Source organism: Kluyvera sp. NPDC087067 (genome assembly GCF_044745165.1).
Taxonomy (GTDB): domain Bacteria; phylum Pseudomonadota; class Gammaproteobacteria; order Enterobacterales; family Enterobacteriaceae; genus Kluyvera.
Window position 1 is genome coordinate 352,984 of record NZ_JBIUZS010000003.1, and the last position, 22,065, is coordinate 375,048.

At 53.4% G+C, this 22,065-nt stretch carries 26 protein-coding genes; 9 read left to right on the plus strand and 17 right to left on the minus strand.

From position 1 onward, the window contains the following. Window positions 1-51: 51 nt before the first annotated feature. Window positions 52-1,206: a porin OmpC gene (gene ompC, locus ACIPDS_RS10375; protein ID WP_400735205.1), complete on the minus strand. Its 1,155-nt coding sequence runs from the start codon at window positions 1,204-1,206 to the stop codon at window positions 52-54. 725 nt (window positions 1,207-1,931) lie between these two features. Between ompC and drpB the strand changes: the two genes are divergently transcribed. From drpB to ACIPDS_RS10395, 4 genes are read left to right on the plus strand one after another with little or no spacing between them, the layout of a single operon-like run. Then, window positions 1,932-2,213: a cell division protein DrpB gene (gene drpB / locus ACIPDS_RS10380; RefSeq protein WP_166513478.1), complete on the plus strand. Its 282-nt coding sequence runs from the start codon at window positions 1,932-1,934 to the stop codon at window positions 2,211-2,213. 44 nt (window positions 2,214-2,257) lie between these two features. Beyond that, the gene (locus ACIPDS_RS10385) at window positions 2,258-2,968 is read left to right on the plus strand and encodes a phosphohydrolase (protein WP_400735208.1); all 711 of its coding nucleotides are present in this window, start codon (window positions 2,258-2,260) and stop codon (window positions 2,966-2,968) included. A 34-nt stretch (window positions 2,969-3,002) separates the two neighbouring features. Next, complete coding sequence (locus ACIPDS_RS10390; protein ID WP_400735210.1) at window positions 3,003-4,427, plus strand: DNA cytosine methyltransferase; 1,425 nt, start codon at window positions 3,003-3,005, stop codon at window positions 4,425-4,427. Then, window positions 4,408-4,890 (plus strand): very short patch repair endonuclease, encoded by a 483-nt coding sequence (locus ACIPDS_RS10395; RefSeq protein ID WP_400735594.1) that lies wholly within the window; start codon window positions 4,408-4,410, stop codon window positions 4,888-4,890. Before ACIPDS_RS10390 ends, ACIPDS_RS10395 begins: the two co-directional genes overlap by 20 nt. Here ACIPDS_RS10395 and yedA read toward each other — a convergent pair. Beyond that, the gene (yedA, locus tag ACIPDS_RS10400) at window positions 4,877-5,788 is read right to left on the minus strand and encodes a drug/metabolite exporter YedA (RefSeq protein WP_400735212.1); all 912 of its coding nucleotides are present in this window, start codon (window positions 5,786-5,788) and stop codon (window positions 4,877-4,879) included. The genes ACIPDS_RS10395 and yedA overlap by 14 nt on opposite strands. A gap of 174 nt (window positions 5,789-5,962) precedes the next feature. Between yedA and ACIPDS_RS10405 the strand changes: the two genes are divergently transcribed. From ACIPDS_RS10405 to dgcQ, 3 genes are all read left to right on the plus strand, one after another. Further along, a complete protein-coding gene (locus ACIPDS_RS10405) occupies window positions 5,963-6,874 on the plus strand; it encodes a DUF808 family protein (RefSeq protein WP_400735214.1) in 912 nt (303 codons plus the stop codon). Between the two features lie 78 nt (window positions 6,875-6,952). Continuing rightward, the gene (locus tag ACIPDS_RS10410) at window positions 6,953-7,135 is read left to right on the plus strand and encodes a DUF2158 domain-containing protein (protein ID WP_166513483.1); all 183 of its coding nucleotides are present in this window, start codon (window positions 6,953-6,955) and stop codon (window positions 7,133-7,135) included. A gap of 156 nt (window positions 7,136-7,291) precedes the next feature. After that, entirely contained in the window at window positions 7,292-9,010 is a 1,719-nt protein-coding gene (dgcQ, locus tag ACIPDS_RS10415) for a cellulose biosynthesis regulator diguanylate cyclase DgcQ (protein WP_400735216.1), read from the plus strand. 317 nt (window positions 9,011-9,327) lie between these two features. Here dgcQ and ACIPDS_RS10420 read toward each other — a convergent pair whose 3' ends face one another. Further along, on the minus strand, window positions 9,328-9,537 hold the full coding sequence (locus ACIPDS_RS10420) for a YodD family protein (protein ID WP_400735218.1): 210 nt from the start codon (window positions 9,535-9,537) through the stop codon (window positions 9,328-9,330). A 170-nt stretch (window positions 9,538-9,707) separates the two neighbouring features. On the opposite strand from ACIPDS_RS10420, the gene dsrB reads away from it, so the two are divergent. Then, a complete protein-coding gene (dsrB, locus tag ACIPDS_RS10425; RefSeq protein WP_166513485.1) occupies window positions 9,708-9,896 on the plus strand; it encodes a protein DsrB in 189 nt (62 codons plus the stop codon). A gap of 51 nt (window positions 9,897-9,947) precedes the next feature. Here the strand turns inward: dsrB and rcsA are convergent, their stop codons facing one another. The 14 genes from rcsA to fliF form a co-directional block, all read right to left on the minus strand. Continuing rightward, window positions 9,948-10,571, minus strand: a complete 624-nt coding sequence (rcsA, locus tag ACIPDS_RS10430) for a transcriptional regulator RcsA (protein WP_166513486.1) — start codon at window positions 10,569-10,571, stop codon at window positions 9,948-9,950. 276 nt (window positions 10,572-10,847) lie between these two features. After that, complete coding sequence (gene fliR / locus ACIPDS_RS10435) at window positions 10,848-11,642, minus strand: flagellar biosynthetic protein FliR (RefSeq protein WP_400735221.1); 795 nt, start codon at window positions 11,640-11,642, stop codon at window positions 10,848-10,850. Window positions 11,643-11,648: 6 nt separating this feature from the next. After that, window positions 11,649-11,918 carry a flagellar biosynthesis protein FliQ gene (fliQ, locus tag ACIPDS_RS10440; RefSeq protein ID WP_062778154.1) on the minus strand — a complete coding sequence of 90 codons (270 nt, stop codon included), beginning with the start codon at window positions 11,916-11,918 and terminating at the stop codon, window positions 11,649-11,651. 9 nt (window positions 11,919-11,927) lie between these two features. Continuing rightward, a complete protein-coding gene (gene fliP / locus ACIPDS_RS10445; RefSeq protein ID WP_166513488.1) occupies window positions 11,928-12,665 on the minus strand; it encodes a flagellar type III secretion system pore protein FliP in 738 nt (245 codons plus the stop codon). Then, a complete protein-coding gene (fliO, locus tag ACIPDS_RS10450; protein ID WP_400735596.1) occupies window positions 12,665-13,000 on the minus strand; it encodes a flagellar biosynthetic protein FliO in 336 nt (111 codons plus the stop codon). Before fliO ends, fliP begins: the two co-directional genes overlap by 1 nt. 94 nt (window positions 13,001-13,094) lie before the next feature. Then, window positions 13,095-13,508: a flagellar motor switch protein FliN gene (gene fliN / locus ACIPDS_RS10455; RefSeq protein ID WP_400735224.1), complete on the minus strand. Its 414-nt coding sequence runs from the start codon at window positions 13,506-13,508 to the stop codon at window positions 13,095-13,097. After that, window positions 13,505-14,509: a flagellar motor switch protein FliM gene (gene fliM, locus ACIPDS_RS10460; protein ID WP_400735226.1), complete on the minus strand. Its 1,005-nt coding sequence runs from the start codon at window positions 14,507-14,509 to the stop codon at window positions 13,505-13,507. The genes fliN and fliM overlap by 4 nt, the downstream gene beginning before the upstream one ends. Before the next feature lie 4 nt (window positions 14,510-14,513). Continuing rightward, window positions 14,514-14,981 carry a flagellar basal body-associated protein FliL gene (gene fliL, locus ACIPDS_RS10465; protein WP_166513492.1) on the minus strand — a complete coding sequence of 156 codons (468 nt, stop codon included), beginning with the start codon at window positions 14,979-14,981 and terminating at the stop codon, window positions 14,514-14,516. Between the two features lie 100 nt (window positions 14,982-15,081). After that, a complete protein-coding gene (locus ACIPDS_RS10470; RefSeq protein WP_400735229.1) occupies window positions 15,082-16,287 on the minus strand; it encodes a flagellar hook-length control protein FliK in 1,206 nt (401 codons plus the stop codon). Then, entirely contained in the window at window positions 16,284-16,727 is a 444-nt protein-coding gene (gene fliJ / locus ACIPDS_RS10475; protein ID WP_166513494.1) for a flagellar export protein FliJ, read from the minus strand. The genes ACIPDS_RS10470 and fliJ overlap by 4 nt, the downstream gene beginning before the upstream one ends. A 21-nt stretch (window positions 16,728-16,748) precedes the next feature. Beyond that, window positions 16,749-18,119, minus strand: a complete 1,371-nt coding sequence (gene fliI, locus ACIPDS_RS10480; protein ID WP_400735231.1) for a flagellar protein export ATPase FliI — start codon at window positions 18,117-18,119, stop codon at window positions 16,749-16,751. Next, the gene (fliH, locus tag ACIPDS_RS10485; protein ID WP_400735233.1) at window positions 18,119-18,817 is read right to left on the minus strand and encodes a flagellar assembly protein FliH; all 699 of its coding nucleotides are present in this window, start codon (window positions 18,815-18,817) and stop codon (window positions 18,119-18,121) included. The genes fliI and fliH overlap by 1 nt, the downstream gene beginning before the upstream one ends. After that, entirely contained in the window at window positions 18,810-19,805 is a 996-nt protein-coding gene (gene fliG / locus ACIPDS_RS10490) for a flagellar motor switch protein FliG (protein WP_166513497.1), read from the minus strand. Before fliG ends, fliH begins: the two co-directional genes overlap by 8 nt. Further along, window positions 19,798-21,480 carry a flagellar basal-body MS-ring/collar protein FliF gene (fliF, locus tag ACIPDS_RS10495; protein ID WP_400735236.1) on the minus strand — a complete coding sequence of 561 codons (1,683 nt, stop codon included), beginning with the start codon at window positions 21,478-21,480 and terminating at the stop codon, window positions 19,798-19,800. The genes fliG and fliF overlap by 8 nt, the downstream gene beginning before the upstream one ends. Before the next feature lie 215 nt (window positions 21,481-21,695). On the opposite strand from fliF, the gene fliE reads away from it, so the two are divergent. Further along, window positions 21,696-22,007: a flagellar hook-basal body complex protein FliE gene (fliE, locus tag ACIPDS_RS10500; protein WP_400735238.1), complete on the plus strand. Its 312-nt coding sequence runs from the start codon at window positions 21,696-21,698 to the stop codon at window positions 22,005-22,007. The last annotated feature ends 58 nt before the right edge of the window (window positions 22,008-22,065 follow it).

The following is a 22,065-nucleotide window of genomic DNA, read 5'->3' on the forward strand; positions in this document are numbered from 1 at the left end:
CGAAGAAGCGTAAAAAGCCCGCGTCATGCGGGCTTTGTCTATAAGGCAGGATTAGAACTGATAAACCAGGCCGATAGCGACAATATCATCGGTCGAGATATGGTTATCTTTGTAGAACTGTGCGTCGTCGTCCAGCAGGTTCAGTCGATAATCGATGTAGGTGGACATGTTGGTATTGAATTCGTAGGTGGCACCGATATCAATATAGTTCACCAGCGCTTTATCGATGTAATTAGCGTCATAACGACCATCGTAACCCCCTAAATCCTTACCTTTTGAGTAAACCCAGGCAAGTGATGGAGTCAGACCAAAGTCGAGTTTATACTGCGCGACAGCTTCAAAGTTCTGCGTTTTGTTAGCGATACCAGCATCGTTACCATAGCGGGTCATGTTGCGGGTTTCTGCATACATCATCGCCAGATAGATGCTGTTCGCATCATATTTTGCGCCAACGGTCCAGGCGTCAGCGGTATCGCCACCGGCATATCGGCTGTAGCGATTGTGGTTACCGCCTGCCAGAACCTGATCGTTACTACGGTCGGAAGTCGAGTAGGCCGCACCTAAGCTCAGACCGAAGTCGAGATCATAAGTGGTCGACATCGCAAAACCGTCGCCGTTCTGTTTAGACAACTTGTTACCCGCGCCATTGTTGGTGCCTTCACCAGAGCTACCATCCTCGTTTTTACCCTGATATTGCAGGGCAAAATTGAGACCATCCACTGCGCCGAAGAAATCATTGTTACGATAGCTGGCGATGCCGTTGGCACGGCCGGTGAAGAAGACGTCGGTTTGCGTGTAGCTGTCGCCGCCGAACTCCGGCAGCATATCGGTCCAGGCTTCAATATCGTAGATGGCACCGTAGTTACGGCCATAATCAAATGAACCCAGGTTGCCAAATTTTAAGCCAGCAAAGCCTAAACGGGTCCAGGAATTGCCGCTGACGCTCTCAGGCGTATTGGCCTGAATGTTATATTCCCAACGTCCGTAACCGACCAGATCTTCGTTGATCTGCGTTTCGCCTTTGAAGCCGAAGCGGGCATAGGACTGGTCGCCATCATCGCTGCCAGAATTCGAAAAATAGTGTAATCCGACGACTTTGCCATAGAGGTCAAGTTTATTACCGTCTTTGTTGTAAACTTCTGCTGCATTTGCTGCGCCAGCCATGAATAAGGCAGGCATTAAAAGTGCCAGAGCTTTCATTTTCATTATAATTTCCTTTGCATGATAATGCATATGAATATATGAGATGTCATCCGCATCTCAATTTTGGATATTATAGTGATGGTTCAATTTTTCTTAAATTATAAATGTAATAAACTTATATTAAATATTTCAAAAGATTTCCTTTATAAAGTATTTATTATATGTCTAATATTTATTGTTTTGATTGTGAATATATTATTGAATTTTAATGGTTTTTATTGAGTTATTGATCGGGGGTATTTAAGGATGGCGATAGAGGATTTCAGGCAAAAAAATCCCGACTGCACTGGCATACAATCGGGAAGGTCATAAAACAAAAAAATTCTTGATGCTTAACAAAAGGCTAATAACGAGAATGATAATGTCATACTCATTAGGTAAAATAAAGGTCTTAAAAAGGACTTTGTTATTCATGGTGTGAATTTGAAACTTATTATTGGTTATTATTAATGATGAGTTTCAGCCATCGTCGCATAAATAAAAAAGCAGAGATTTAAATCAAAGGGGTGAAGAAGAGTTGATGAAGTTTAAACTGCAGTATGTCGGATGAGCTCGTCGCAAATCAGACAAAGTTGCCGGAGATCAACGAACCGGCACTTCGCGGCATCAACCGTGAGTGGGAGGCTATCCCACATCATTTTTATCGCTATAATGTGACGGAAGTCACACCATTTTGTGGCGTGATGATTTCGCTATTTGTATTCGTCGTGTAATGAGAGTTTGTTTTTATGGAAGAAAGGATTGAGCGCGGCCTGGGTGGCAAATTGGCACTGTGGGTATTTTACGCGTTTTGCGGTTACTTCGCTTGGGCAATGCTGCACTACATTTGGGTCATTAGCGATGTACAAAGTGTCCCTGGCGCAACTATTGATGGTGAAATGGGGTCAACCAGCGGCAAATGGCTGGGTGCGTTACTCGGTTTCATTGTGCTGAGTATTGTCGGTGCGTTGCTTGGGGGGATTGCATGGTATACCCGCCCACGCGTGCCGGAGCATGAAGAGAGACTGTAATTTGCTATGCTGGGGGGAGATTAACTCACCCGGGCATGAAAGAAATGGATCTCAAGGTATGGCAGCAGGACATTGAGCAGTGGTTTAAGCAACATTATAACAGCGGCGATGCGTCGCATGATATCGCTCACTTCCGCCGCGTCTGGCATACCGCACGGCGGATAGCTGAGGGTGAGCAGGTTGATTTACCTGTGATCCTCGTGGCAAGTTACTTTCACGATCTGGTCAGCCTGCCAAAAAATCATCCCGACCGCAGTCGTTCTTCTACGTTATCCGCCCAGCAGACATTACTCATTTTGCCGCGTGATTTCCCCTCATTTCCCCCGGACTGCTACGCCGCTGTAGCGCACGCAATTGAAGCTCACAGCTTTAGTGCGCAAATCCCCCCACAAACGCTTGAGGCGAAAATTGTCCAGGACGCCGACAGGCTTGAAGCGCTGGGCGCGATTGGGCTGGCGCGCGTCTTTGCGGTCGCCGGTGCGCTGAATACTGCCTTGTTTGATGCCGACGATCCGTTTGCCGTCAATCGGGCGCTGGATGATAAAGCCTACGCCCTCGATCATTTCCAGACTAAGCTGCTGCGGCTGCCGGAAACGATGCAGACAACAAAAGGGCGTGAGATGGCACAACATAATGCGGATTTTCTGGTCCATTTTATGGCCAAGCTGAGCGCCGAGCTTGCCGGAGAGCCTATCTCGGTCGATGAATCCGTGCGCCAGCGATTCGCCGCACTTGCCGGGGACAAATTATGGTAATCTCAGGCTTATTTTTCTGTTTCTGGTCAACTTCATGCAACAGCGAGTCTTATTAAAAGAAGAGGCGGCGGTAAAACCTGCGCCGGATGCGCAAACGCTGCTCCAGCACATCCTGGATATTTACGATCTTAAGACCGTTGTCGCGGCGCTGGAGGCCGTGGGTGAACAGCACTGGAGTCCGGCAATTGTCAAACGCGTGGTGGCCTTATCCCGCGCCAATACCCGGCTCAGTGAAAATGAGTGCGCCCATCTGGCGGCAATGCTGCCAACGCCGCCGGCGCATCATCCGAATTATGCTTTCCGTTTTATCGATCTTTTTGCCGGTATCGGCGGAATCCGTCATGGTTTTGAAGCCATTGGCGGACAGTGCGTGTTCACCAGCGAGTGGAATAAACACGCGGTACGGACCTACAAAGCGAACTGGTATTGCGACCCGCAGGCGCACCGGTTTAACGCCGATATCCGCGATGTGACCCTCAGCAATAACCCTGAGATAAGTGATAGCGAGGCCCAGGCGCATATTCGTGACTGCATTCCGCAACATGATGTCCTGCTAGCCGGCTTTCCTTGCCAGCCGTTTTCGCTGGCGGGCGTGTCGAAAAAAAATGCGCTGGGGCGAGCGCACGGTTTTGCCTGTGACACTCAGGGGACGCTGTTTTTCGATGTGGTGCGGATTATCGATGCACGTAGACCGGCAATCTTTGTGCTGGAAAACGTCAAAAACCTGAAAAGTCACGACAACGGCAAAACCTTCCGCATTATTATGCAGACTCTGGCTGAGCTGGGCTATGAGGTAGCCGATGCGGCAGCGATGGGCGCTGACGATCCCAAGATTATCGACGGCCAACACTTCCTGCCGCAGCACCGCGAACGTATCGTGCTGGTCGGCTTTCGTCGCGATTTAGGGCTGCATCAGGGGTTTACCCTGCGTGATATTCCCGCGCAGTACCCTGAGCGTCGCCCGACCTTTGGCGAGCTGCTGGAGCCGACGGTGAATCCTAAATTTATCCTGACGCCCGTGCTGTGGAAGTATCTGTATCGCTACGCACGTAAACATCAGGAAAAGGGCAATGGTTTTGGCTATGGCATGGTTGACCCCACCCGTGCTGGCAGCGTCGCGCGGACGTTGTCGGCGCGTTATTACAAAGATGGTGCCGAGATCCTGATTGATCGTGGCTGGGATCGTGCTTTAGGGGAAAAGAACTTTGACGATCCGCATAACCAGCTTCATCGACCGCGTCGCCTGACGCCGCGTGAATGTGCCCGCCTGATGGGGTTTGAATCGCCGCAGGGCTACCAATTCCGCATCCCGGTGTCTGATACGCAGGCTTATCGCCAGTTTGGTAATTCCGTGATTGTACCGGTGTTTGCGGCGGTAGCGCGCTTATTGAAGCCGCGAATCTTGCAGGCTGTAGCCTTGCGCCAGGCGGAGAAAAATGATGGCGGACGTTCACGATAAGGCCACTCGCAGTAAGAATATGCGCGCTATCGGCGCGCAAAATACGGCGATTGAAAAACGCATGGCGACGCTGCTCGATACCCTCGGGTTACGCTGGATAACCCAGGATCCTGACCTACCGGGTCGCCCTGACTTTACGCTTAGCGAATATCGCTGTGTGATATTTACCCACGGCTGCTTCTGGCATCATCACGATTGTTATCTGTTTAAAGTTCCCGCCACGCGCACCGAATTCTGGTTGAATAAAATTGACGCCAACGTGCGGCGAGATGCCCGCGATATGCATCTGTTGACGGAGCAAGGCTGGCGCGTGCTGGTGGTGTGGGAGTGCGCGTTACGCGGGCGGGCTAAACTCACCGATGCGGCGCTGTGTGAGCGGTTAGAAGAGTGGGTCTGCGGCGGCGATGGCAGCGCGCAGATAGGCATTCAGGGGATCTCTCCCCTGAGCTTCACTTCTCGCTAGAGCAGGTCAAAACCGTACTTTTGGCAGGAAACAGGTACTTACCGAGCGTCACCAGCACCACCGCCGCAATGATAATTATCAGGGCCAGCCACTCGGTGCCCGACAAATTCTCACCGTTAAACTGGGTGCCTAACAGCACGGCCACCACCGGATTGACGTAGGCATAGCTGGTTGCCACCGCAGGCGTGACGTTGCGAATAAGGTACATATAGGCGTTAATCGCAATGATTGAGCCAAAGAGTGACAGGTAAGCCACCGCCAGAAAACCGCTGAGACCCGGCATGGTTGTCAGCCGTTCGCCGCTCAGTAGCGAAGCTATCATCAGCACAAGACCCGCAGCCAGCATTTCAACCGCGCCGGCCATCATCCCGGTGGGGAGCGTAATCCGTGAGCCGTAAACCGAGCCAAATGCCCAGCTTATCGAACCAATCAGAATCATCACCGCGCCCCATGGGTTGCCGCTAAGGTTGCCACCGCTATTCAGCAATACGATGCCCGCAAGCCCAATGGCAATCCCCATCCATTCGATTTTACGGGTAGCAATACCGAAGAAACGACTAAAACAGAGGGTAAAAAGTGGTACGGTCGCGACCATCACCGCGGCAATGCCGGAAGGCACATGCTGGTGTTCCGCCACCGTGACCATTCCGTTACCGACCGCCAGCAGCAGCACGCCGATCAGTGCGGCATTGAGTAGCGGCTTTCTGGCGGGTAAACGGTGGCCCGTTGCCAGCAAAAAAGCCATTAAGAGCAGGCCCGCCGCGAGGAAACGAATGCCCGCCATCATTAAAGGCGGCCAGCTTGCCACACCGATGCTGATGGCGAAATAGGTAGAGCCCCAGATGATATACAGCGCAAATAGCGCGCCAATCAGCGGTAAAAGGTGTTTAAAACGCATACTTCCTCACGGCAAAATAGCAAGCAGGCAGATAGTAAACGTCAAAACTACCTCGCTGGCGAGTACTTTAATTAAGGGCTTGATGTTGCTTGAGTGTTATAAATATGTATCTCTTACACCTTGCGCTTTTTTGCTTCATACTTTGATATCAATACAAAATGAAGGATGACTCTTGTGGCAGGAAGTAGCTTATTAACCTTATTAGATGATATCGCCACCTTACTGGATGATATCTCCATGATGGGCAAACTGGCAGCAAAGAAAACGGCCGGTGTATTAGGTGATGATTTATCACTAAACGCCCAGCAGGTTTCGGGGGTGCGGGCCAATCGAGAACTTCCGGTAGTCTGGAGCGTGGCCAAAGGGTCGTTGCTTAACAAGGTGATCCTGGTTCCGTTAGCTTTGCTTATCAGTGCCTTTATTCCCTGGGCGGTTACGCCGCTATTGATGGTGGGTGGCGCCTACCTTTGCTATGAAGGCGTGGAGAAAGTGATGCATTCGCTTCACGCGCGCAAGCATAAAGGTGACGATAACGCCCGCCAGCAGCGTCTGGAAGCCATTGCCCAGCAGGATCCTGCCGTTTATGAGCGTGACAAAGTGAAAGGGGCGATTCGTACTGACTTTATTCTGTCGGCCGAAATCGTGGCGATAACCTTAGGAATCGTCGCGCAAGCGCCTTTATTGAATCAGGTGCTGATTTTATCCGGCATCGCGGTACTGGTGACGGTCGGGGTTTATGGCATTGTCGGCGTCATCGTCAAACTTGATGATATGGGATACTGGCTGGTCGAAAAAAGTAACGCGCTGGCGCAAGGGGTCGGTAAGGGGCTGTTATTTATTGCGCCCTGGCTGATGAAAGTTCTCACGATAGTGGGCACGCTGGCGATGTTTTTGGTCGGTGGCGGCATTGTGGTTCATGGTATTGGGCCGCTGCATCATGCCATTGAAACTTTCGCCACCGGGTTCGGTGCGTGGGGCGTAATGTTACTGCCGACGCTTGCTAACCTGGTGCTTGGCTTTATCATTGGCGCCATCGTGCTGTCAGTGGTCAATTTGATTTCCCGCCTACGCCAGGCAAATGGATAAAAAAACGCTGCGATAATACGCAAACCCCTGGGGAATCGGCTAAGGTGAAACAGTTTCACCCTGATACCGGAGGCACAAATGGTCTTTTTGGTCAGTGATGAAGTTCGGCCCAAAAATGGCGGGCCGCGAATGGTTGTAACCGGCTATTCCAGCGGGATGATTGAATGCCGCTGGTATGATGGATTTGGCGTTAAGCGGGAGGCATTCCGCGAAGACGAACTGATCCCCGGAGAGATTCGCAAACAAGAAAAGGCGTGTTAATCGTGTTTACGCCCGGCATCTGCCGGGCGTTTTAGAGCCGTCAGAAATCAGGCTCTTTGTTGTCGTGAAGCAGTGGAGCACCATGAAATATCAGCAGATATGTTGTACAAAAACCGCATTGGATCTCGCGTTTGGCCGTAACGTAAGGGGGGAATCTTGCATCCCTTAACGGTAAAAACGGCGGCCCGATCTGAAGGCTGGTGGGCGAAACTGACTCGCCGCATTCGGCCTGAACGGGTGGTGAATATCTGCTTTCTGGTGGTGCTGTTTTTTTCAACGCTGCTCACCTGGCGCGAAACGCTTGTGCTGGAAGAGGCTTACATCTCGAGCCAGCGTAACAACCTCAAAAACGTTGCCAATGATATGGAAGGGCAGATCCAGTTCAACACCGATCGCCTGCTTTTCTTTCGCAATGGCATGCAGTCGGCACTGCAAATTCCACTGGCCTTCGAAATTCTGCGCACCGCTGAGCAAGAGTTTGAACGCAAACGCGCTCAGCCGGAGTGGCGGATCTCTCTGAATAACAATCGCACCCTCCCACTGGACGGCGTTTCCGATAAGTTTGTGGAAAATACGGCGCTTTTGTCGCGCGATAACCCGCTGCTTGGCAATGAGTTTATGGCGACCATTGAACTGGGCTATTTATTGAAGCTCTCGTCAATGACCCGCCAGCATGTTTCGCGTTTCGATACGCATATGATTTACGTGTCTCGAGCTGGGTTTTATCTCAGCACCGAGGGAGAGCCGACCGGCAGCATTACTGAATACTATTACAAGCAGGCCACCAGCCCCTGGTTTATGGCACAGTCGCAGCGCGATAACCCGGGGCGCGGGGTAAAATGGCAAACCGTCTTTAGCACTGGAAAAAATCCTGTGGCGCAGGAAGTGGTGGCCGCCGCCCCGCTGGACTTTCAGCAATATTGGTTTGGCGTACTGGCTATCCAGCTGTCGGTCAATGAGATGACTCATTTTCTTATCGATGCGGTTAAAGGTGACGAGGACGGGGAATATCAGCTTTACGATCGCCGTATGAACCTGATTGCTTCTTCTGAAATCGAGTCTTCACGGCAAACGAAGCTGTCACCGGAGATGAGCGCGAAGCTTGCCTATGCCTATGAGCGCGAAAATGATGGTAACGTCCGGGCACTGTCACAGTTTGTTAGCTGGGAGAAGCTGCGTAACTTCGACGGTGTGTTAATCCGTATTCATAACCTGGATGAAGGTATTCGCGGCGATTTTGGCAGCATTGGGATTGCGTTAACCCTGCTGTGGGTGCTGTTCACCACCATGCTGCTCATTTCGTGGGTGGTCATTCGGCGTATGGTTCGCAACATGTCGTCATTGCAGGATTCTCTCGCATGGCGAGCCTGGCACGATATGTTGACCCGTCTTTATAATCGTTCTGCGCTATTTGAACGTGCCGGGAAGGCGCTGGCGGCCTGTCAGCTCAATGGGCAGCCGCTGGCCGTTATTCAGTTGGATCTCGACCATTTTAAAAGCATCAATGATAGGTTCGGGCATCAGGCGGGTGACCGGGTGCTGGTGCATATTGGTCGGGTGATCCTCAATAATATTCGCCAGCACGATATTGCCGGTCGGGTTGGCGGAGAGGAGTTCTGTATTGTCCTGCCGGAAACCTCAATGGAACAAGCGGTGAACATCGCTGAGCGGATCCGTGAGAGCATTTTTGGCCGGGAGATCCTGATTGGTAAAAATCAGACGCTACGGTTGAGTGCTTCCCTGGGGGTATGCAGTAGCGAAGAGCTTAAGCGCTATGATTTTGAACACCTGCAATCGGTGGCTGATGGGCGCTTGTACCATGCGAAAAAGAGTGGCCGAAACCAGGTTTGTGCAGAAGATGTGGCAAATAGCTAAAGTGAATGTTTCGGGGGCGGGCTTAGCACATAAATTGTCCTTAAGGGTAAAATTCTATATGAGATAAATCTCAAAGGAGTCAGCGTGGTTTTTGGGAGTATAATAGGTAACCACATGATTATTAAGGACTCTAAGGTTTTATCTCGTAGCGAAGGCGCTATCATCATACTTATTCATTATGCGAATAATTCTTGTCTTCAGAACTAAACGCAGATAGTGTTTTATCCACGTCAGGTTTCCTGATGTAACGAATATTTCAATGCTTCTTGCCTCGGCAAGGTTGATCCCGACGCTTACGTGTCGGGATTTTTTTACGTCTAACGACCGATCTCGCTGACGCTAAAATCATGGATATCGAGCTCGAAGGCTTCAGCCAGTTCTCGCCACGTATGGTATTCGCGACCATCAACGCTCACATGGTGAGGGTCATCCGTCGCGCGGTGAATTTCACTTTCGCTGATCTCATTGATGGCCGCCAGTAGCGCATCAACGTTTACCCCTTGCGGGTCGCTCGCCATTTTCATCATCAGTACCTTTTGTTCCACTCCCTGTTTAAGTATATATCTTTTAAATGAGATTGTTCATTAATTGAGCAATCAGGGGCAGGTGATGGAATATCAGGCAGTTACGCCTTAGGGCGCTGTCAGCAGGCGAAATTTGTTCTACACTGGGCTAAACCAATCAGGAGATGACGTTTATGCAAGTTAACGATCGTGTGTCGGTAAAAACGGATGGAGGGCCGCGTCGCTCTGGAGTCGTTTTGGCGATAGAGCAGTTTAATGAAGGAACGATGTATCTGGTGGCGCTTGAAGATTATCCGCTGGGGATCTGGTTCTTCAATGAGAAAGGTCACCCTGATGGGATTTTCGTTGAACTCAGTGAATAACGTTCGACATCTGGCGGTAGACATACCGCCAGGATCCCTGTCATCATCGTCCTAACGCATATTCACAAAGATGCCGGAGGTGACGTTCTCTGCCAGGCGAACAACATGATAAATGACCTGCTTGTTATGCGTTTTTATTTTCTTTTTAATATTACCCTTATGTGACGATACGGTTTTGGCTTTAATATTCATTTGATCTGAAATCTGAATCGTCCCCTGACCGGACATCCACATTTTCAGCATACTTGATTCCGTTCGGCTTAATGATAGCGTGGTCATATTAGTTTGCTTTACTTCCACCGCTTCTTTTTTCAGATAATTCCCCAGAATGCTATCTAATGTTTCTGGCTTTATTGATTTAGAACTAATTAACAGATTACTCCGAACCATCAAATATTCGTCAAAATGAATATTGGCGATTGCCATAAAAACAATGAATAGCGTTCTGGGATGTTGATTAATGATCTGCTTGATATGCAGACTGCTCTGCACATCGTGAATGAAGCAGTCCTCATTAATAAACACGACAGAAGGAAGGCGGTTGGCACAGCTTTCCGCAAGCCCGTCTACGCTATCAACATTGTCAATGTCTCGCTTCTTGACGCCCCGACTGGCTAGATATCCCGTTAATCCTAGCCGTGTGTAACTGCATAGATCCATAATAATCGTTGACATGGCATACCCTCACTCGATGCGTAACGATAATTAACCCATTACCCTTGAACTTCATCGTTGTAAAAAAGAGCTAAATAAACAAATAGGAAATGAAGATGATTAGGCGGCATCAACTATCCCGTAAAGTTACGTATAATTTGCCAGGAATCATCTTAAAGTAAAGTAAATGTTGCGTTATGTGAATAACCTAAAAACAAATAACCCGCACCAGCGATATGCTGGTAGATGTTTTTGGATTTCTATTTTAGGAATTTCCTCATAATAACCCGAAAGGTACTATGGAGAATTTATGCGTGGCAACTCACTGATAATATCTGCTAATAGATCAAATATCTCACTAAATAAATGTTCGCAGAATGGGGCGATTAGCGGCATTAATGCCGCTATCAGCATAATGCCGACGGTGAGGGTAATGGGGAAACCAATCACAAATATGGAAAGCTGCGGCGTCATGCGATTCAACATCCCCAACGCCAGGTTAACGGTCAGCAGCAGGGTGATGATGGGCAGGGCAAGCATCAGACCGTTGAGAAAAATCATTCCACCGGCGCGGGTGAGCGCTAAAAACGCGTTGCTGTTGATAGGCTCGCCGCCAATAGGCAAGGTGTGAAAGGTATCCACCAGCAGCGAAATCAGCCAAAGATGACCGTTAAACACCAGAAATAGCAGCAGCGCCAGCATGTCCATGATCCGCGCCAGCACTGGCATATTGAGGTTACTGCCGGGATCAACAAAGGTGGCGAACGACAAACCCATTTGCAGGCCGATAATCTCGCCGCTGGTTCTGACCGCGGCAAAAGCGAACTGCATGGTAAAACCTAGCGCAATGCCAATCAGAATCTGCTGGAGCGCCAGCCAAAGTGCGGCGGGCGAAAACAGAGGAACCTCAACCGTGGGCAGCGAGGGGGCGATCACGATGGTGATAACCACGCCCAGGCCCAGCTTAACTCGTTTGGGCACGGATTTTTCGCTAAGGATAGGCGCCGTGGTTATCAGCGCCAGCACGCGCAGAAGCGGCCAGAAGTAGAGGCTTATCCAGGTGATCCACTGGTCGCTGGTAACGTGCATCATCGTCGCTTAACCGATGATGTAAGGAAGGTTACTGAATAGGGTACGCACGTAGTCCAGCAGCAGATTCAGCATCCACGGCCCGGCCACGATAATGGCAATAAACACGGCAATAATTTTAGGAATAAACGACAGCGTCATTTCGTTAATCTGCGTCGCGGCCTGCAAAATACTGATAATCAGACCGGTCACCAGCGACACCAGCAGCAGCGGGGCGGCAAGCGCGAGAGCGACTTTCATCGCTTCGGTGCCCATCATCATGACGGATTCAGGGGTCATGGATACTCCTTAACTGTAAAAACTTTGCGCCAGCGAACCGACCAGCAGCTGCCAGCCATCGACCAGTACAAACAGCATGAGCTTGAACGGCAGGGCAATTGTGGCGGGCGGTACCATCATCATCCCTAGCGCCATCAGCACGCTGGCAATCACCAGATCGATAATCAGGAAGGGGATAAAAATGGTGAAACCAATCTGGAAAGCGGTTTTTAGCTCACTGGTGACATAGGCTGGCAGCAGAATACGCATCGGTACCGCTTCCGGCCCCTGAATGGGAGCGCTATTCGCTAACCGGGCAAACAGCGCCAGGTCGGCTTCCCGCGTCTGACGCAGCATAAACTCACGCAGCGGCTGAGCGCCTTTTTCCAGCGCATCCTGCATGGTGATTTTATCTTCGCTAAACGGCTGGTAGGCGTCGGTATAAATTTTATCGATAACCGGCGACATGATGAAAAAGGTCAGAAACAGCGCCAGGCCGAGCATCACTTGATTGGGCGGGGCGGACGGAGTTCCGAGCGCGCTACGCAGCAGGCCAAACACAATAATGATGCGGGTAAAACTGGTCATCATCAGCAAAATGGCTGGGATAAACGTCAGCGAGGTGATAAACACCAGCGTTTGAACCGGCAGAGACCAGCTTTGGCCGCCATTAGCCAGCGGCTGGCTGATTAAGCCAGGAAGTTCAGCAAACGCAGAAGGCGAGAGCATTAATAGCCCGCCCAGGGCAAGGGAATAGAGGCGACGCATTAGGATCTCCCTGGGCGCTTAAGCATGTTTTTCATCAGTGACGCAAATTCCGGTACGGCAGGCGATGGCTGAGTCTCCACGGGCGCCGGGGGTAAAGTATGCAGCAACGTCACCTGCTGTGCGGTGACGCCGAGAACCAGGCGCGCATCGTCAACGTTGACAATCACTACCCGCTCACGATTCCCCAGCGAAGTGCTCGCGCTGACTGCCAGCCCATTTACCGGGCGATTTTTCAATGCGCCCGGCATCACTTTTTTGACCACCCACGCGGCGGCAAGAATCAGCACGATAATGCCCAGCAACGCGCCGCTGACCTGAATCAGCGGCGAGGTCATCGGCTCATTGGCATGCGTGACGTTCACCGGCGCAGCGGTGTGCGCCGGTGCGGCAGAAGATGCAGGATGCGTTAAGCTGGGCTGTGGTTTCATATTAACGACTCAGGCGGCGCATACGTTCAGACGGCGTAATGATGTCGGTGATACGCACGCCGTATTTATCCGCCACTACCACCACTTCGCCCTGCGCAATCAGATAACCGTTAATCAGAATATCCAACGGCTCACCGGCCAGGCCGTCCAGCGCCACTACGGAACCCTGCGTCAGGCGCAGCAGCTCTTTAATGGTCATCCGGGTACGTCCCAGCTCCACGGTCAGTTTGACCGGGATATCCATAATCAAGTCGATATCCTGCAACGTTCCGCTGACATCGCCGCCGCCCAGCTGCTGGAATACCGCTTCGGCGGCACCTTTACTGCTGGTTGATTGTTGCTCGTTTAGCGCTTCAGCCCACAGATCGTCCACGGATCCGCTGTTGTCATCGGGTGGAGTATTCATATCACTCATTTGGGCTGTTCCTCGTTCAGCGAATTCAATATCGGGTTGATCAAATGTTCTACGCGCAGCGCATACTGGCCGTTGACGGTACCGTACTGATTGGTCAGCACGGGGACGCCATCGACGTGGGCAATAATGCGATCGGGCTTATCAATCGGCAGCACATCACCGGGTTTTAATTTCAGTATTTGGGATAAACGCAGCGAAATATCGGCAAAGTTCGCCACCAGCTCCAGCTCCGAGTGCTGCACCTGACGCACCAGATTCTCCCGCCAGTTCTGATCCTCATGGCGTGAGTTTTCAAGCGGCGGGTTAACCAGCAGCTCGCGCAAAGGCTCAATCATGCTAAACGGCAGGCAGATATTAAACTCGCCGGTCAGGTTGCCGATTTCCACATGGAACGGGGTGTTGACCACAATATCGTTTGGCGACGTGGTGATGTTGGTGAATTTCACCTGCATCTCTGAACGCACGTACTCCACTTCCAGCGGGTTAATCGCTTTCCATGCGTCGCTATAGCCTTCCAGCGCCAGCTTCAGCATTCGGTTAATGACGCGCTGCTCGGTGTGGGTGAATTCGCGCCCCTCGACTTTGGTCGGGAAACGACCGTCACCGCCGAACAGGTTGTCGACAGCGATAAACACAAGGCTCGGCGAGAACACCACGAGGCCAGTTCCGCGCAGCGGTTTCAGGTGAATCAGGTTGAGGTTGGTTGGCACCGGCAGATTACGGGCAAACTCGTGATAGGGCTGAATGCGAATGGCCCCCACGGTAATGTCGGGACTGCGACGCAGCAGGTTAAATAACCCCATACGGAAGTGGCGCGCAAAACGCTCGTTGATAATCTCCAGCGCCTGCAAGCGCTCGCGAACAACCCGGCGCTGGGTGTTGGGATCGTAGGGACGAATATCATCTTCGCCCACCGCTCTCGCCAGAGGCTCGCTGGCGTTTTCGCTGTCGCCGTTAAGCAGCGCATCAATTTCGGCCTGAGAAAGAATACTGTCGCCCATAGCGCTATCGCAGAATAAAGGCGGTATACAGAACGTCGGTGATGTCCTGTTTAGGCTGACTGGCAATCAGCGGAGCGCTCAGCGTTGCTTTAATATCGGCAGCGAGCTGTTTTTTACCGTCATCGGTGGCGAGCTTAGCCGCATCCTGACGCGAGAGCAGGAGCAGCATCCGGCTACGAACTTCGGGCAGATAGTCGTTCAGACGCGCACGGTCGGCTTCCGTTTTCATCCGCAGCGTGACGCCAACGTAAAGTACGCGGTCGGCATCACCCAGATTAACGGTAAAGGTATCCAGCGGGAAAAAGACCGGTGCGGCTGGCGGCGGCGCTTCTTTTGGCGCGGCAGCGGCGGTCTTATTCTCAAAACGCCAGTAGCTGTAGCCTGCGGTGGCGCAGGCGGCGAGCGTTACCAGAACCAGAAGTGGGATCCACAAGGAGCGTTTGCTCTTTTTTGTGATTGCGGTGTCAGTCATTTGATGCGGTCTTCCTGTTAGAGCTTATCAGATGATTATCCCGCCTCCCGCCCGGGTCAAAGCGTGGAAAAGACGGGAATAATCATGCTACCTCGGGCGTTTAAGCAAAGATGTCTACCGCATTGTCTCCTCGGGCCGCGGCGTGCAGCGCGACGGGAACGGGTAAAATATCGCCATCGTCTGCGGTTTCGCCATGGCTTGTCTCAGAACGTGAGGTGAATGACTGCTGAGACGACGGCTGTTGCTGTCCGGCAAAACCGTTGCTACTGATATTGCTTTGGCCCAATTGAATACCGCTTTCTTCAAGCTGGCTACGCAGAACGGGGAGCGCGGCTTCCAGCGCCGCGCGAACGTGGCTATGCGGTGACGCCATCTGGATCTGCGCCAGGTTATCTTCTACTTTCAGGGTGATATGAACCTGGCCTAATGATTCCGGGTGCAAGCGCAGTTCAGCCGTTTGCTGTCCCTGACGGGTAAACAGGGTCACGTGCTGGCTGACATTCTGCTGCCAGTCGGGGGTGCCCAACTGGGCATGAATATTGGCGGTAGCCGCGGCGGCGGACGTTGCCGCCGGGGTGAGCAGTTGGCTGGTAACAGGGGTAAGCGTTGTCGTCGGCGCGGCTGGGCTAGGCGCGCTTTCGGTTTCCAGTTTCTGCGTGGCAACCGTAAAAGCCGGAGTCACTGCTGGGGCACGAAGGTCGGTTTGCGCGGCTGTCATCGGTGCGCCCTGGCTATCGGTTAAAACATCCGCCTTAACGTTGCCCCGATTAAGCGAAGCGGTCAGCGTATTGAGCGCATCACCTGCTTGTGCTGGCGCCCCGGCAACCGCCGTCTGTTGGACGGGCTGCGCGGCTGGCATCACCGGAAGCATTGCCATCAGCGCGCTCAGGCTGTTCATATCTTCATCGCTGAGCTTCACTTCACCGTCGTCATCTTGAGCCTCTTTTGCGCTGCCGTTTTCTTTGCTCGCCGCCAGTTCACTTTTCAGATGAGCAGCCAGTGAGCCGAGTAGCGTCTGCGCATCGTCGGGCGTCGCCGTATTGAGGGCGTTATCGCCCGTCGTGCGCAGCGCCTCTTGTGAAACCAGCCACTCGGTCAGCGATTGCCCCGAGGCTTTGATGTCACGCGGCGCTGCGGCGTCATCGCTGGCGATGAGCTGGGTTTTGATGTCGCTAAGGGGGGTACCTTGCGATAAGGTCTCCGCCAGCAAGCTGAGAAAATCCTCAGGGCCGCCCGCGGTTTTTGCCGCGCTGTCCGCGCCGGTAAGAGTTGTGTCGCTGACGACCAGGTTTGGCAGGGTGATCATTCCGGTTTCCTCAAGGTAGCGCGTTGGGCAAACTCATCCATTTTCTTTTGGTCGAGGCGGTTTTCGGCCAGCAATTCTGCTGACGCCTGCCTTTCCTGTAGCGCCTGCCAGGCTTGCAGACGCTGCTTTTTCTCTCGCCAGAAGCTCAACGCCTGTTCCACTTTCTTATTCCACTGGACGAGCTGCTGGCGATGCTGGTCGATGGCCTTCTCCAGCGTCTGGATAAACTGCTGATAGTTCTGCCAGCGCAGGCTGGCAATTCCCTGACTCATGTCATTGTTCAGGTTGTTCTGGTATTCAAGCTGATAGTCCATCAACATTTTTAGCTGCTCTTCCGCTTGTTGGCAGCCGCGGCGCATCTCGCCCAGCGCCAGTGCGGCATTGTCGACGTCGGTTTCTGCCAGTTCTTTAAGCGTTGCTAATGCACCGTGCTGAGCCATGTTTATGATCCTCATGCATCACTAAGACGTTGGGAAAATCAATTCCAGATGCTGGATTGACGATTCCCAGTCTGCTTTTTCAAGAATGCCTTGCTGCAAAAAGGCTTCCAGCTGCGGCCAGAGCGTAATGGCTTTGTCGAGCATCGGGTCGCTGCCTTTGGCATAGGCACCGACGCTTATCAGGTCGCGGTTACGCTGGAAACTGGAGAGCAACTGTTTGAAATGACGCACCCGCGCGTAATGTTGTTCCGTAATGAGTGCGGTCATGGCGCGGCTTATCGAGGCTTCAATATCAATCGCCGGATAATGCCCGGCCTCTGCCAGCCGTCGCGACAACACTATGTGACCGTCGAGAATGGCGCGCGCGGAGTCGGCAATCGGATCCTGCTGATCATCGCCTTCGGTCAACACGGTATAAAAGGCGGTAATGGAGCCACCGCCGGAGATACCGTTACCGGCACGTTCAACCAACGCGGGCAGCTTGGCGAACACCGACGGCGGATAACCTTTGGTGGCCGGGGGTTCGCCAATGGCCAGCGCGATTTCACGCTGCGCCATCGCGTAGCGGGTGAGGGAGTCCATAATCAGCAGCACGTGTTGACCCCGGTCGCGGAAATCCTCCGCCACGCGCGTGGCATAGGCGGCGCCCTGCATACGCAATAACGGTGAAACGTCGGCGGGCGCGGCAATGACTACCGAACGCGCGCGGCCTTCGGTGCCAAGAATATTCTCGATAAAATCTTTGACTTCGCGACCGCGCTCGCCGATAAGCCCGACCACAATCACGTCGGCGCGGGTATAGCGCGCCATCATGCCGAGCAGGACGCTTTTACCGACGCCGGAACCGGCAAACAGCCCCATACGTTGCCCGCGCCCGACGGTGAGCAGGGCGTTGATCGGCCGCACGCCGGTATCCAGCACGTGTTCAATCGGCGTTCGTTGCAGCGGGTTAAAAGGTTGTGTTATCAGCGCCCCGGTCTCTGTCGTATCCGGCGCGGGCAGGCCATCGAGCGGTTTGCCGCTGCCGTCCAGTACGCGCCCAAGCAGCGCCGGGCCGAGCGGTAATTGTTTGCCGCTTTGCAGACCTTCACCGGCAATATTTCGCGCGTAAACGCGTGCGCCGGGTAAGATGCCTTCAACCTCTTCCAGCGGCATCAAAAACAGACGATGACCGTTAAAACCGACCACTTCGCTTTCAACTTCCTGCATTTCCGTGCCCTGCTGGCGTTCGATAATGCAGGTTGCTCCCAGCGGCAGTTGCAGGCCGGTAGCCTCCAGCACCAGACCGGTTGCGCGGATCAGGCGACCGTAACGACGCACGGCAGGAAGCTGCCCGATGCGCGCCTCAAAGTTATCCAGCGTATTTAACCAGCGGGTCAGACGGACGGTCATCAGCACGCCCCCGGTGCCGCCAGGCGGCACAGTTCCTGCCAGCGGGTGGCGACGCTGGCATCAAGATCGCCTTCATCAGCGGAGACTTTACAGCCGCCGGGATGCAAGGTCGGGTCGCCGCGCAGCCGCCAGCCGTGCAGGTCGAGAGTCGCGCCCAGCATTTCTTCAACGCGCGGCAGATCTTCCGGGCTCACGCGCAACAGCGGTTTACCGGTGAACATCGGCTCCTGCTGCAATAGCGACTGGATCTGTTTTATCAGCGCGCTGTTATCCGTCACCGGAACCTGTCCGACGATTTGCCGCGCCGCTTCCAGCGCCATTTGCACTAAACGCGAGGCGATAACGCTGTCCAGCGTATCCAGCGTGTGCTGGAATTCGCTCGCCAGTTGCTGCATACGGGCATGAATCGGCGCTTGCTCTTGTTTCGCCTGTGCCAGCCCTTGCTCAAGTCCTTGCGCCAGCCCTTCCTGATAACCCTGCTGTTGTCCGGCGGCGTGACCTTCACGCAGCCCGGCCTGATAGCCTTGTTCATGGGCCTGAATTTGTAACTGCGCCAGCTGCTGCTGTTGTAGCTGTTCAGCTGAAATCTCCTCCGTCACCTCATCCAGCGGGTCGCTGACCAGTGGCGTAAACTCGGGCGCGGAGGGGGGCGCGAGATCGTCAGGCTGCCAGACTTTCCACGGTGTGGTATCAGACATAGGTGTCGTCTCCGCTGCCAATCACCATCTCGCCGGTTTCGGCCAGACGACGGACAATCAGCAGAATCGCTTTCTGTTCGTTTTCCACCTGAGACAAACGCACCGGGCCACGGTTGGCCAAATCGTCTCTGAGAATGTCGGCCGCACGCTGGGACATATTGCGCAGGAATTTTTCGCGCAGCGGTGGCTCGGAACCTTTGAGCGCGATAAGTAACGATTCGGAGTCCACTTCCTGCAACAGGCGCTGGATGCTGCGATCGTCGACCTCGACCAGGTTTTCGAAAAGGAACATCTCGTCGATAATTTTCTGCGCCAGATCGCCATCGAACTCGCGCACGGCGGAAATAACCGCTTCTTCCTGCTGCGTTTTCATTAGGTTGATGATCTCCGCCGCCGTTCTTACGCCGCCCATTTTGCTGCGCTTGAGGTTCTGGCCGTCGAGCAGGTTGTTCAGCACTTCGGTCAGTTCTGCCAGTGCGGCTGGCTGTACGCCGCCGAAGGTGGCAATACGCAGCATCACATCGTGGCGCAGGCGTTCATCGAACAGCGCCAGAATGTCGGCTGCCTGACCGCGTTTAAGGTGCACCAGAATGGTGGCAATAATCTGTGGATGCTCGTCGCGAATAATATCGGCGGCGCTCTGCGGTTCCATAAAGTTAAGCGTTTCGATGCCGCTGGTGGTTTCGCGAGTTTCGAGAATATCCTCCAGCAGACTCGAGGCACGCTCTTCGCCCAGCGCTTTGACCAGCACTGAACGCAGGTATTCGTTGGCGTTGACGCTCAGCGCCGCGAATTGCTCTGCTTCCTGCTCAAACTCGGCCAGCACGTCGGTAAGCTGTTTATTGGAAATTTGCTTTACGCCCGCCATGGCGGTACTCAGTTGCTGGACTTCACGCGTGTTGAGGTGCTTGAACACCTCGGCGGCGCGGTCTTCGCCAATCGTCATCAGCAAAATGACGCTTTTGTCGATCCCGGAAAGATTACTCATGGTCGTTATTCATCCATTGGCGAATGACCAGCGCCACCACGCGCGGATCGTTATCAGACATTTCACGAATACGCTGGCTCATCACCTCAGCGCCCAGACGCTGGTTGGCACGGCGCTGCTGCGTTTGTTCATCTTTGCTCAGGCGTACCTCAACGGCTTCCTGAATTTCCTGTTGTGCCTTGTTCTGTTCAATGGCAGCCTGGGCTATCTGCTCGCGGCGTTGTAGCTGCGGCTTAATCGCTTTGCGCCACAGCAGCCATGCCACGATAAGCACCAGTAACCAACGTCCGGCCGACATTAACTGGTCGATAAACGCTTGCTGCTTCCAGAACGGCAGTTCGCCACCGCTTTCCTCGGTATCATTGAACGGCGAATTGACCACGTTCAGCGTATCGCCGCGGGTGCTGGAGAAGCCCATCGCTTCGCGGGTTAAATCCTCAATCTGCTTCATTTGATCGTTGGTCAAAGGCAAAGGTTTACCGGTCGGCAGATTGCGATAGTTGACCACCACGGCGACCGAAAGACGCTGCACATCGCCGACGTTCTTTTTGGTGTGCATGATGGTACGGTCAACTTCAAAGTTGCTGGTTTCACTGCGCTGGCTGTTATGCGGGCCACTGGTCGTGGTGGTGCGTGATGCGCCGTTTTGCGCATTCTGTCCATTGGCCGTCTGGTTTGCAGGCTGGGTGGAGATAGGGGCCGATGGCGCGGGAGCCGGAGTATTGGACAGCGCGCCGGGCACGCCGCCCGGGTACGGGCTACCGCTCTGATCGCTTTCGCTCACCTGACGTGAACGAATCGCGGCCTGGCTGGCGTCGCCGTTTGGTCGATACTGTTCGTCGGTCTGTTCTTTATTGTCGAAATTAACCTGCGCGGTGACCTGCGCATGCACGTTGCCGTTGCCGACAATCGGCCCAAGAATCGCTTCGATGCGGCGCTGCACGCGGCCTTCAACATCGGCGGTATATTTTAGCTGCGCGTCATTGAGGTCACGCGCGCTGGTATTGGACTGGGTCAGTAAATGACCGCCCTGATCGACCAGCGTGACGTTGCCCGGCGGTAAACCGGCAACCGCGCTGGAGACCAGGTGCACGACCGCTGAAATTTGTCCTTCATCGAGCGCACGGCCCGGTTCGAGATTAACGGTAATGGAAGCGGAAGGGGACTTTTGCTCGCGCACAAACAGCGAGGGTTTTGGCATGGCCAAATGCACCCGCGCGCTTTTCACCGGCCCGAGCGTTTCAATGGTGCGCGACAGCTCGCCTTCGAGCGCACGCTGATAGTTCACCTGCTCACTAAACTGGCTGATACCAAATTTTTCTTGATCGAGCAGTTCAAAGCCGACGCTGCCGCCTTTTGGCAGCCCCAGTTGCGCCAGGCGCAGACGTAGTTCATGGACTTTATCCGCCGGAACTTCCAGCGCGCCGCCATTATCGGCAAAGCGGTAGGGGACATTCATCTGGGTCAGTTGACTGACGATAGCGCCGCCGTCCTGGTCAGACAGGTTGCTAAACAGCGTGCGATAGTCCGGGGCTTTCGCCCAAAGCACCATTGCCACGAGGATAGCCACCGCAGCAGCGCTCGCCACCATCAGCGGGATTTTTGGATTAGCGCGCAGGCGATTGACCCATTCCTGGGTTTTATTTTGTGGTGTAGCCGTAGCACTGGCGCTCATTGCGCACCTCGTTGATCCTGATCAATGGCGTTAAACGTGAACGAAAACAAAGCAGACTCCCAGGTCAGAACACATAAAGACAGCCATGCCATTATTTGACGCTTTGCAATTTTCGATGGGCCAAATAACCCGTTTTTATAGCGCTATTTAGCGCCTTTATCTTATTGACAAGCTGGTAAGCTCGTTCACAGGTTAAAATCAATCTGGGAGTCAAGATGGCGATTCAGGGTATTGAAGGCGTTTTGTCACAGCTGCAGGCAACGGCGTCGATGGCACGCAATCAAAGCGTCGATACACAGCCAACCATCAGTTTTGCCGGGCAGCTGCACGCCGCCCTCGACCGCGTGAGCGAGGCGCAGGCCAGCGCCCGCACCCAAGCTGAGAAGTTCTCGCTGGGCGAGCCGGGTATTGCGCTAAACGATGTGATGACCGATTTGCAAAAAGCGTCAGTCTCGTTGCAGATGGGAATTCAGGTGCGTAATAAGCTGGTGAGTGCGTATCAGGAAGTGATGGGCATGCAGGTCTAGGTTTGACATGGGTGGCGAGATTTCGCCACCGTGATGCTTAACATAAAGAACGATTCTC

What these genes read in the sequence shown, in the direction of transcription:
- fliN (WP_400735224.1), bottom strand. Translation starts at nt 13,508, where the DNA reads ATGAGTGATATGAATACTCCACCCGATGACAACAGCGGATCCGTGGAC.
- fliI (WP_400735231.1), bottom strand. Translation starts at nt 18,119, where the DNA reads ATGACCGTCCGTCTGACCCGCTGGTTAAATACGCTGGATAACTTTGAG.
- fliL (WP_166513492.1), bottom strand. Translation starts at nt 14,981, where the DNA reads ATGACTGACACCGCAATCACAAAAAAGAGCAAACGCTCCTTGTGGATC.
- yedA (WP_400735212.1), bottom strand. Translation starts at nt 5,788, where the DNA reads ATGCGTTTTAAACACCTTTTACCGCTGATTGGCGCGCTATTTGCGCTG.
- fliF (WP_400735236.1), bottom strand. Translation starts at nt 21,480, where the DNA reads ATGAGCGCCAGTGCTACGGCTACACCACAAAATAAAACCCAGGAATGG.
- fliE (WP_400735238.1), top strand. Translation starts at nt 21,696, where the DNA reads ATGGCGATTCAGGGTATTGAAGGCGTTTTGTCACAGCTGCAGGCAACG.
- ACIPDS_RS10470 (WP_400735229.1), bottom strand. Translation starts at nt 16,287, where the DNA reads ATGATCACCCTGCCAAACCTGGTCGTCAGCGACACAACTCTTACCGGC.
- fliQ (WP_062778154.1), bottom strand. Translation starts at nt 11,918, where the DNA reads ATGACCCCTGAATCCGTCATGATGATGGGCACCGAAGCGATGAAAGTC.
- ACIPDS_RS10390 (WP_400735210.1), top strand. Translation starts at nt 3,003, where the DNA reads ATGCAACAGCGAGTCTTATTAAAAGAAGAGGCGGCGGTAAAACCTGCG.
- fliH (WP_400735233.1), bottom strand. Translation starts at nt 18,817, where the DNA reads ATGTCTGATACCACACCGTGGAAAGTCTGGCAGCCTGACGATCTCGCG.
- ACIPDS_RS10410 (WP_166513483.1), top strand. Translation starts at nt 6,953, where the DNA reads ATGGTCTTTTTGGTCAGTGATGAAGTTCGGCCCAAAAATGGCGGGCCG.
- fliR (WP_400735221.1), bottom strand. Translation starts at nt 11,642, where the DNA reads ATGATGCACGTTACCAGCGACCAGTGGATCACCTGGATAAGCCTCTAC.
- ACIPDS_RS10395 (WP_400735594.1), top strand. Translation starts at nt 4,408, where the DNA reads ATGGCGGACGTTCACGATAAGGCCACTCGCAGTAAGAATATGCGCGCT.
- fliM (WP_400735226.1), bottom strand. Translation starts at nt 14,509, where the DNA reads ATGGGCGACAGTATTCTTTCTCAGGCCGAAATTGATGCGCTGCTTAAC.
- ACIPDS_RS10385 (WP_400735208.1), top strand. Translation starts at nt 2,258, where the DNA reads ATGGATCTCAAGGTATGGCAGCAGGACATTGAGCAGTGGTTTAAGCAA.
- dsrB (WP_166513485.1), top strand. Translation starts at nt 9,708, where the DNA reads ATGCAAGTTAACGATCGTGTGTCGGTAAAAACGGATGGAGGGCCGCGT.
- fliJ (WP_166513494.1), bottom strand. Translation starts at nt 16,727, where the DNA reads ATGGCTCAGCACGGTGCATTAGCAACGCTTAAAGAACTGGCAGAAACC.
- fliP (WP_166513488.1), bottom strand. Translation starts at nt 12,665, where the DNA reads ATGCGTCGCCTCTATTCCCTTGCCCTGGGCGGGCTATTAATGCTCTCG.
- drpB (WP_166513478.1), top strand. Translation starts at nt 1,932, where the DNA reads ATGGAAGAAAGGATTGAGCGCGGCCTGGGTGGCAAATTGGCACTGTGG.
- fliO (WP_400735596.1), bottom strand. Translation starts at nt 13,000, where the DNA reads ATGACCTCGCCGCTGATTCAGGTCAGCGGCGCGTTGCTGGGCATTATC.
- fliG (WP_166513497.1), bottom strand. Translation starts at nt 19,805, where the DNA reads ATGAGTAATCTTTCCGGGATCGACAAAAGCGTCATTTTGCTGATGACG.
- ompC (WP_400735205.1), bottom strand. Translation starts at nt 1,206, where the DNA reads ATGAAAATGAAAGCTCTGGCACTTTTAATGCCTGCCTTATTCATGGCT.
- ACIPDS_RS10420 (WP_400735218.1), bottom strand. Translation starts at nt 9,537, where the DNA reads ATGATGAAAATGGCGAGCGACCCGCAAGGGGTAAACGTTGATGCGCTA.
- rcsA (WP_166513486.1), bottom strand. Translation starts at nt 10,571, where the DNA reads ATGTCAACGATTATTATGGATCTATGCAGTTACACACGGCTAGGATTA.